Origin of the sequence: Oribacterium sp. KHPX15 (genome assembly GCF_900107835.1) — a bacterium.
Classification (GTDB): Bacteria; Bacillota; Clostridia; order Lachnospirales; family Lachnospiraceae; genus Oribacterium.
Genome location: NZ_FNRG01000003.1, coordinates 262,879 through 272,072, shown reverse-complemented (window position 1 = coordinate 272,072; position 9,194 = coordinate 262,879). Strand labels below are relative to the sequence as shown.

The window sequence follows — 9,194 nt, the reverse complement described above, 5'->3', positions numbered from 1 at the left end:
TTAGAATAGTGAGCGCGTTTCTGCTTAATGGACTTTCCACTTACAAAGTTTGACTTGTGCTTACTATCATAAGTGGCAACAACAAAGTTGATACCTCTATCAATACCTACAACGTTACAGATATCGGAGATATTACTTTCTTCGATATCATAAGTAACAGGGATATGTAAAAAATATTTTCCCGACTTATTTACGAGCTTGGCAGTGCCAAACTTATATATATCGTGGTCGAAGTATTTAGACATCCCTTCAGCGAAATAAGGCAACTTAACACGACCATTCAGCGTGTTTACTGAAAAGCAGTTTTGCGTAAGAGAATAATCTCTGTTCCATACAAGGTCATACTGTGGCTTTTTGAAGGATGGCTGAATCCACTCTTTCTGATTTTCGAGGATGGTCTTGTATCTTGCGATGACGGTCTTAAACGCAGACTGAGCCATCTGAGATTTGAGTCCAAACTTCTTTCGGAGTGTAGAATACAGAACCTTGTTAAGTGAAAACTGTTTTAAGTCATGAGTACGGAACACATATTCAGATACATAATTACAGGCATCAGAATAGACAGACATGGTTTTATCAAGTAGAACCTTATTGTCTGCACTAACGGATATCTGAATTTTAGCCGTGACTGTCATCTGTTCCATAATGTACCTCATTATTATTTCACTAAATATATGATATAATAATTATTAGTGAAATTCAATTGTTTACAAGGAGATTTCAATGACTCAAATTAAGTACTATGGCGTAGATACAGGAATTCCGATATCTCAGAAACATGTACTACGAGTAAAAGAAAATAATGGACGGTGTTCTGCGGTTGTTATGGATATGCATTCTCTTACAGTAGAGCGCAGTGATTGGTGTGCCAGCATTCAAGATTTGAATAACTTTATGCATAAGTGCATCATTGCTATGGAAACTGACAAAGACCATATTCATTTTCTGATAAACTACGACACCACAGATAGAGTATGCGACATAGTTAAGCTGATTAAACAACAAACAACCTATTATCTGTGGCAGAAATATCCAAATTTCTTATCCAAGTGTTATTGGAAACATAAGATATTTTGGTCAGATAGATATTTTGCTTGCAGTATTGGCGAAGTATCATCAGCCACTATACAAAAGTACATAGAAAGCCAGGGTTAATGGCTACGAATATACAAGGCTCCTCCACCGCCCAAGGGCAGTGGGTTTCCGCCTACGAAACCGAAAGGATTTTATTTATGAAATATTCTTAATGTGTTTCTTTAAAACGTTTTACCCAGTACGGGTTTTCTTTATCGAATATTTCTTTCTGTTCAGGAGTAAGTTTGTCAGGATAAACTGATCACGGTCATTATCTTTTAAAGGTTCTAAAATAGCTGGATTGTAAACTTCTATGAATTCCTTTGGAACATTCTTAATTCTTTTTCTTGTCAGCCCCACCGATACCCTTTGCTATATTCTTGGCAAGATTTAAACAGTTTCCTGTTCCCGAATAACAGAATATTGCATTTTCGTGCATAGCAGACCTCCATCATTTTTCATCAGATTTTAAATATAGCTCACAGTCTCATCCAAAGACTTTCGGCTGTTATGATTTGCTAAAGGTCCCGCACCATCCGAAGCATACCCTAGATCTAAAAACGTTAATACATCCATAAATTCCATTTGGTCATTCCTCCTATTTTTTAATAAATTTTTTTCAGCAGAATAAGATTAATATAAAGTATACCATTAATAAACGTAGGTACGATAACAACCTCTATTTTCAATAGAAAAAATCGACTCTTCAGAATTGATTGAGTATATATACTGATACTCCATCAATTCTGAAGAGTCGATTTTTCAAACCACATACGATAATCTTCTATCTTTTTATATCGAAGTTCATATTCATAATGTTTTTTATAGAGTCAACATCATCCGTGATATTTGCATCTCCCCTGATGGTATGCTTTATAGCACTACTGGCAACTGCAAAATTAACTGTTTCAATAGGATCATAATTGTTCATCATTGCATATATCAACCCTGAAGCAAAAGCATCTCCTCCACCTACTCTGTCCAATATATTGAATGTGAACATTTTACTTTCATATGTTTTTCCGTCATGCCATAAGTATGCCTTTAAACTGTTTTCGCTTCAGCACCACCATAGCTTGCTTCAAACGTCTGTGTCATCCTGATTTCTTCATAATTTGGCGGGGTGAGGCGAAGCATTATTTCACCCATTGTGATAAATCTATGTTCCATTGGAAATCTCCTTACGTTTCACGATAGTTATCCTTTTACTCCTAAACCAGCCTTTCTGAACTATTCCATGTAAGCACCTTTCATTGTACTTACCGCATGCTGAGCGAACAGTTTTAAAAGACCGCTCCTGTATTTACTTTCAAAGCCTTTCCATTTAGCCTTTCTTTCGGCTATTACAGCATCTATTTCCTCCGGAGTTTTCCTCTCTCCATAGATGCCAATTATGGAAATGTTTCTATTTTCCACATCAAGCTCTATAAGGTCACCCTCTTCAACAAATGCGATCGGACCGCCTACAGCAGCTTCCGGAGATACATGTCCTATAACAGGTCCTCTTGACGCACCTGAAAATCTTCCGTCTGTAATTAGCGCAACACTTGATGCAAGCTTAGGATCTGCACAGATAGCTTCTCCTGTATAGAACATCTCCGGCATTCCGCTGCCTCTGGGACCTTCATATCTAATAAAAATTGCATCACCGGGCTTCACTTCACCATGAAGCACAGCATCAATGCATTCTTCCTCACTATCATAAGGTTTTGCCGTAAGAACTGCTTTTAACATATTCTTTGGACATGCGGTATGCTTGATAACGCATCCCTCAGGGGCAAGATTTCCCTTCAGGACGGCGATGCTTCCGTCTGTTCCTTTTGCATTATCAAAGGAATGTATGATTTCTTCTCTGTCGATTTTTCGTTTAAAGAATCTGGTTTTCTCACGAAGTATTTCATCGCAGTGTTCATAAAAACCATTCTTCTTAAGCTCTTCCAAATTTTCCCCAAGAGTTTTTCCTGTAACAGTCATTACGTCGAGATGAAGCATACTCTTTATTTCCTCCATCACACGTGGAACTCCGCCGGCATAATAGAAATACTGTGCCGGCCAGTCACCGGATGGACGAATGTTTAATAAATAATGAGCTCCCCTATGTAAACGGTCGAATGTTTCTGCATCAATCTCGAATCCAAATTCATGCGCTATAGCCGGAATATGCATAGTCGCATTTGTGGAACCTGAAATTGCAGCATGTACCATGATAGCATTTTCAAAGCTCTCTTTCGTTACTATATCCGATGCCTTTATTCCTTTAGATATCAGATACATCATCTGCTTTCCTGCATTATAGGCAGCTTCCTTTAACTCCGGAGCCGTAGATGGCATTAATGCAGTTCCCGGAAGCATAAGACCGAGTGCTTCTGCCATGACCTGCATTGTTGAAGCAGTTCCCATAAACGAACAGGCTCCACAGCTTGGGCACGCATGCTGTTTATAGTAATCCAGCTGCTCGTTTGATATGACACCTGTCTTCTCCCATGCATCGAACTTTCCTATCTGTTCAAGTGTCAGGAGCTTATTTATCTTGCAGGCAGGATCATCAACTACATATTTTTCAGGCAGTACATGAGACTCCATTACTCCGCCGGTTACTACTATCGCACTCATGTCTTTCAGTCGACCAATGCTCATTAACATGGCAGGCATGGATTTATCACAGCTGGCAATAAATACACCACCGTCAAAAACAGTAGCATTAGCCTGTGCTTCAATAAGATTTACCATGGCTTCACGATGTGCAAGAGAATAATTTATTCCATCGTGACCCTGTGCAATACCGTCACACATATCTGTAGTGAAATATCTTGCAGCTTTTCCGCCATTTTCATTTACTGCCTTTACTGCCTCATCCACAAATATATTTAAATGTGCTGATCCGGGATGGCTGTCTCCAAATGAACTTTCAACCATGATCTGAGGTTTGGATAAATCACTGATTTTCCATCCCATTCCCATTCTGAGCGGATCCATCTCAGGTGCCAGTTTTCTTACTTCTTCACTTCTAAGCATATTGATCTCCCGAATCTATTTTTATACAAAACATGAAATAATAAATGCAACTATAAATCCTGTAACGCCGACAAGTGTCTCCATGACAGTCCATGTCTTCAGATTTGTCTTTTCATCTACTCCGACCAACGATTTCACCAGCCAGAATCCCGAATCATTAAAATGTGAGCATACTGTTGAACCGCCTGCAACTGCAGCAACAGTACATGCAAGATAAAGCGGTGATAATTCAGCAATTCCCGGCATAGCAGCAATAATTCCTGCCGCCATAGTCATGGCAACCGTTGCAGAGCCGACACATATTCTTACAAGTGCAGCAACGATAAACGCAACAACTACTATAGGCATATCCACTGATGCAACAGCATTACCGATTAGATCACCGAGTCCGGAATACTGAAGTATGTATCTGAGAACACCACCACAGGCAGTAACCAGAAGGATAAGTCCGGTTGGTTCAAGAGATTTTGTCATTATCTTCTCTAATTCTTCCAGGCTATATCCCTGCTTTTTCCCAAGAATAAACATTGCTACGATTGTTGAAATAAGAAGTGCTACAAATGGCTCTCCTAAAAATGTTAATGCGGGAGCGATAGGAGCCATTGCAGGAATTACTCCTGCAAGCGATTTAAGAATGATAAGAACTAATGGTATAAGAACTATTAGTACGATGGTGCCAAATTTTGGAAGCTTTGCTTCATCAAAATCTTCCTGGTTTGCAATGTGCTCAGGTACAGGGATCATATATTTCTTACCACAGATAGAACCCCAGACAGGGCCTGCAACGATCATTGCAACAGTTCCGCTTGCAATACCGATCAGGATAACCCATCCAAGATCAACGCCAAGCATTGTGGCTACAAGTACAGGTCCCGGTGTTGGTGGAATAAATGCATGTCCTACTGCAAGACCTGCTAAAAGAGGGATTGCATAAAACAAAGTGGAACGCTTTGTTCGCTTTGCCAATGAGAAAGCTAACGGAATCAAAATAATAAGTCCCGCATCGAAAAACACCGGCATTGCTATAACAAGACCTGTTAATCCAAGCGCCCACGCAGCCTTCTCATCTCCAAACTTTTTAACCATGGTTACGGCCAGTGCCTGTGCTCCGCCGGAAGCTTCAAGTATAGCTCCAAACATAGAACCAAGTCCTACCAGTAACGCAATACCTTTTAAAGTATTACTGATTCCATCATTTACAGCTGAAACAATGTTTGTTAGCGGCATACCCGCCACAATTCCAATTGTTATGGCTCCGATAAGTATCGAAAGCATTGCGTGAATTTTAAATTTAATAATAAGAATCAACAAAAGCGCCAATCCGACTAATGCCGCTATTACCAAGCGAGCAGGATCCAGCATAACTGCTTCATTCATTTTTAATCCTCCAAATAATTACATCCTGTTACATTCCCGAATAAATACATCTGACGTCTTTCGTATCTGATAACAGTATATCTACGCTGTTTTTACTCAACAAGTTGTTTCGAATCTACATCTATTTTTCACATTATGCACAAAAAAGCTAGTCAAACCGCTGTGGCAAGACTAGCTTTTAGTGCATATTGTTCATTTTCTTCAATTATTTGTATTTCTACTTGTCTGACATCTTTCTACTTGTTCTTCGACATTTCAAGCAGTTTCTGACGATTATAGGTAAGATGCATTATCATTGCACATTTTGCACCCATACTATCTCCCCTCATGATCGCATCTGTAATTTCTCTATGCGTCTCTATTGTTTCTTTCTGCAATTCTCTGTTTGTCAGATTTGCAAAAGTTGTGACAGCGGTAAGAATAACCGGAATCAGAACTTCAACAACCTGATTGCCACTGCATTTTGCGATTGCTTCGTGAAATTCCATATCCTTTTTTATATGGTTCTTCCCTCCCATATACAATCGTTCTACTTCATCACACAGATTCTTAATCCGCTCCTTATCTTCTTCGGTAGCATTTTTACAAGCCACAGCCGCAACCTCCGGCTCCAGCAGGATCCTGACATCAAACAGTTCCATTGCAAGTCTGTATTTATCCTCAAACTGAGATAACCCCAATGGATCGTTAACAACCATTTCCGTGCTTTTTAGAAATGTTCCGGCGCCTCTTTTTACTTCCAAAATCCCTTTGCTCACAAGACTTTTTGCAGCTTCCCGGATAGTACTTCTACCAACGCCGAATTTTTCCGCCAATTTATATTCACTTGGAAGTTTAGTGCCCGGTTCGATCTGTTCCTGTTGGATATACATGATAAGCTGATCTTCTATCTGTGGAACCAATAAAATTTGATTTACTTTCTCATATTTATAAGCCATATAATGCTCCTGTCACAAGTATCATCCAGTTAGTACTCCTTTGTAATAACTGTGTTTTCTTAAAAATACTGCAATGTTCAAAGATCCTCAACATCTATAGTCTTTATTCCTTTTTCTGAGAGAAGCTCAGCGAGTACACCCTTCCCCTGAATGAGTTTCCCTGTAAAACTCCCGTCATAAATCTGCTTTACACCACATGAGGGACTTCTAGACTGAAGGATTGCAAGATCGACTTTCTCTTCGAGTGCCTTCTTAAGGCAGATATCAGCTCCTGCCCTGAATTCCCTATCCTTACTTTCTCCGTTTCTGTTTGTGACTGTGCCTCCAACTATCTCACAGGGAATACGAGGTATAGGAAGCCCTCCCGCAACTTCAGGACACACAGGAATGACGTCATGCCCTTTTACGTATTCAGCTACTTTCTCACTATAGTTATTACCGCCATTGTATTTACAATCCCGCCCAAGAAGACAGGCACTTACAAGTATTTTCATTTCTTTTGACTTTCTTGATTACAATAATATTTACAGAGGGAAACGTGCCGGATTTAAACTAACTGCTGTTCATATTCTATTCCTGCAACAGACTCATGCTGCAGAATTCCCCTGTCTTTTTCTTGTATCTTATCAGCATATATATGATCCACACTGGGAATCCTATAAAACCTATCAGAACCAATATAATTCCGGAGATAAAGCTATCAGGGTTTACAACAAGCCTGTTTAAAGCTGTGAAGGCATCATACAGCGTATGTATAAGCATCGGAACGAATAAAGCGATAAAATAACAGCTGGCCAACGAACCTTTATTTAGAGCCTTCCTATACTTTGCAATTCCGATAAACTCGCCCATTAACATATTAAGAGCCATATGGGCAGGAACTGATATCTTCCTAAGGAGCATATATACCATCTCAATCCCAGTATCATCACCTGAGTATGCCGTTTCTTCCATTATTGTAAATCCAAAGCCAATGGCAGCTCCTAAAAGTATATATTCATATACGTTTCTAATTCTGGGCTTAAAGAATCCGGCAAATATAATGATTGCAATAAACTTTATTACTTCTTCCGGCATACCTGCGGCCATAAATGCACTTACAACCGACCCCATTAATGAAGGCATTTGATCAACTTCGGTCCTCAATGCCGCATTTGCAAAAAAGAGCTTAACTCCTATAAATCCGGAGATTTCCATCGTAGCCATCCCTAAAGCAACCGGCACAAGTGCCTGTATCCAGCCAATAGGTTTAGGTATCTCCCTTTTTATCATCCTGTAATATAGTATTCCGCATACTAAAACCGTAATAAGTAAAGACAAAATTGTAGAAAGAGTCATGCATGTCCTCCGATATATTTTTCCATCAACACCAGATTTACATGGGGTAAACCGTTATAGATTGTAGGTAAAATAGAAAGCTCTTTATATCCAAGTTTACTGTACATTTTTCGTGCAATAATATTTCGTTCGTTTGTATCTATCCTAAGTTCGGAACAACCATTATGTAATGCATAATCCTCATAAAATCTGAGAAACTGCTTGCCGAGTCCCATCTTTCCCGATCGAGGTGATATTGCAAGTGTATGCAGCACACACACCTTATCATCTTCCACCTCATGCTCCCATTTGACATTATTATATATATCCATCTGAACCTTATTTATGATTCCTGAACCAAGGACAATGCCGTCCTTTTCAATAACAAAAAGGTCATCTCTTTTCAAAGCCTCTTCTGCCGTCTCTTTTACAGGATATATCCCCCTGATCCACCCAACAGTAATTATCCCTGATTCCTCTGCCTGATGGATCTCATCATAGATATTTACTACTGCATCAAGGTCCGATTGCGTTGCTTTACGTATCATGATCTAAGCCCCTTTTTAACATTCTCAAACATCGTATGTCCAACATGTTCGCCATGATAGATCATCTGTCTTGTCATGCCGCCGTCTATGCAGATATTTTCGCCCGTGATAAAACCGGCTTTATCAGAACATAGGAACTTCACCATTTCAGCGATATCTTCCGGCTTTCCTACTCGTCCTACAGGCTGCTGTAAGGCATCTGCTCCTATGATTTCAGTATCAGTCGTATCTATCCATCCCGGTGAAATACTGTTCACTCTGGCTTTTCCTGCAAGGCTGATTGCTAGGGCATGTGTTAATGCAGCTATCCCGCCCTTTGCCGCAGTATAGCTTTCTGTTTTAGGCTGGCTCATCCTGTCACGGGATGAAGAAATATTGATTATACATGCTCCGTCTGACAATACAGGTATCAGAAGCTTTGTGAGATAAAACGGAGCGGTCACACCTACGGAAAGGGCGTATTGAAAGTCCTCGTAACTGCATTCATCAATTCCTTTCATGATTGGAAGGGCATTGTTGATGATGTAATCTACATGCCCGGACTGTTCTATGACTTGTTTTGCAAATCTCTCTAACGTATCCTTATCTCCTATATCACCCACAAACCAGTCCCCGGATGCTTTATCAATAATGTGCACGGTAACACCATCAGCCCGAAACGATTCTGCTACAGCTTTTCCAATGCCGTGAGCACCACCTGTAATTACAGCTACTTTACCATTGTCCATAACGATCTCCATCTTCAAAAAAAGCCACCTGCAATTATTACAGGCAGCTCAAAAAAATTTTTTTGGTATTAAAAGCGTTTTAGACAAAACCAAAAAATAATGAACATTTAGATTTTAACCTATAAACCCTTATAACTAATGGCTTTATAGAGTTTCGTTCATGTTACATAAAATCTACAAAACCTTATTAGCTGCCT

Annotated in this window: 9 protein-coding genes and 3 pseudogenes; 1 reads left to right on the top strand and 11 read right to left on the bottom strand. The window is 39.6% G+C overall.

The genetic code is table 11. The annotated features are described in order from the left end of the window. A pseudogene (locus BLV86_RS03860) lies at window positions 1-644 on the bottom strand (RNA-guided endonuclease TnpB family protein); the annotation flags it as partial. Window positions 645-723: 79 nt separating this feature from the next. Between BLV86_RS03860 and tnpA the strand changes: the two are divergent. After that, window positions 724-1,155, top strand: coding sequence for an IS200/IS605 family transposase (tnpA, locus tag BLV86_RS18225; RefSeq protein ID WP_242873227.1), 432 nt, complete (start codon window positions 724-726; stop codon window positions 1,153-1,155). 88 nt (window positions 1,156-1,243) lie between these two features. On the opposite strand, the pseudogene BLV86_RS18730 reads toward tnpA, so the two are convergent. The 10 genes and pseudogenes from BLV86_RS18730 to BLV86_RS03810 all read right to left on the bottom strand — a co-directional run. Then, window positions 1,244-1,318 (bottom strand): annotated as a pseudogene (locus BLV86_RS18730) (DUF7675 family protein); the annotation flags it as partial. A 540-nt stretch (window positions 1,319-1,858) separates the two neighbouring features. After that, window positions 1,859-2,092, bottom strand: a pseudogene (locus BLV86_RS03845) (PfkB family carbohydrate kinase); the annotation flags it as partial. Between the two features lie 26 nt (window positions 2,093-2,118). Beyond that, window positions 2,119-2,244 carry a hypothetical protein gene (locus tag BLV86_RS18430; protein WP_278308768.1) on the bottom strand — a complete coding sequence of 42 codons (126 nt, stop codon included), beginning with the start codon at window positions 2,242-2,244 and terminating at the stop codon, window positions 2,119-2,121. A gap of 60 nt (window positions 2,245-2,304) precedes the next feature. Continuing rightward, window positions 2,305-4,089, bottom strand: coding sequence for a dihydroxy-acid dehydratase (ilvD, locus tag BLV86_RS03840; protein ID WP_090815187.1), 1,785 nt, complete (start codon window positions 4,087-4,089; stop codon window positions 2,305-2,307). Between the two features lie 21 nt (window positions 4,090-4,110). Continuing rightward, a complete protein-coding gene (locus BLV86_RS03835) occupies window positions 4,111-5,466 on the bottom strand; it encodes a GntP family permease (RefSeq protein ID WP_090815186.1) in 1,356 nt (451 codons plus the stop codon). A 236-nt stretch (window positions 5,467-5,702) separates the two neighbouring features. Next, on the bottom strand, window positions 5,703-6,404 hold the full coding sequence (locus BLV86_RS03830) for a FadR/GntR family transcriptional regulator (protein ID WP_090815185.1): 702 nt from the start codon (window positions 6,402-6,404) through the stop codon (window positions 5,703-5,705). A gap of 77 nt (window positions 6,405-6,481) precedes the next feature. Further along, window positions 6,482-6,898, bottom strand: coding sequence for a 2-thiouracil desulfurase family protein (locus tag BLV86_RS03825; protein ID WP_090815184.1), 417 nt, complete (start codon window positions 6,896-6,898; stop codon window positions 6,482-6,484). A gap of 76 nt (window positions 6,899-6,974) precedes the next feature. After that, window positions 6,975-7,742: a PrsW family glutamic-type intramembrane protease gene (locus BLV86_RS03820; RefSeq protein WP_090815183.1), complete on the bottom strand. Its 768-nt coding sequence runs from the start codon at window positions 7,740-7,742 to the stop codon at window positions 6,975-6,977. Next, on the bottom strand, window positions 7,739-8,269 hold the full coding sequence (locus tag BLV86_RS03815) for a GNAT family N-acetyltransferase (RefSeq protein WP_242873226.1): 531 nt from the start codon (window positions 8,267-8,269) through the stop codon (window positions 7,739-7,741). Before BLV86_RS03815 ends, BLV86_RS03820 begins: the two co-directional genes overlap by 4 nt. After that, window positions 8,266-8,997 carry an SDR family NAD(P)-dependent oxidoreductase gene (locus BLV86_RS03810; RefSeq protein WP_090815181.1) on the bottom strand — a complete coding sequence of 244 codons (732 nt, stop codon included), beginning with the start codon at window positions 8,995-8,997 and terminating at the stop codon, window positions 8,266-8,268. The genes BLV86_RS03815 and BLV86_RS03810 overlap by 4 nt, the downstream gene beginning before the upstream one ends. Between the last annotated feature and the right edge of the window lie 197 nt (window positions 8,998-9,194).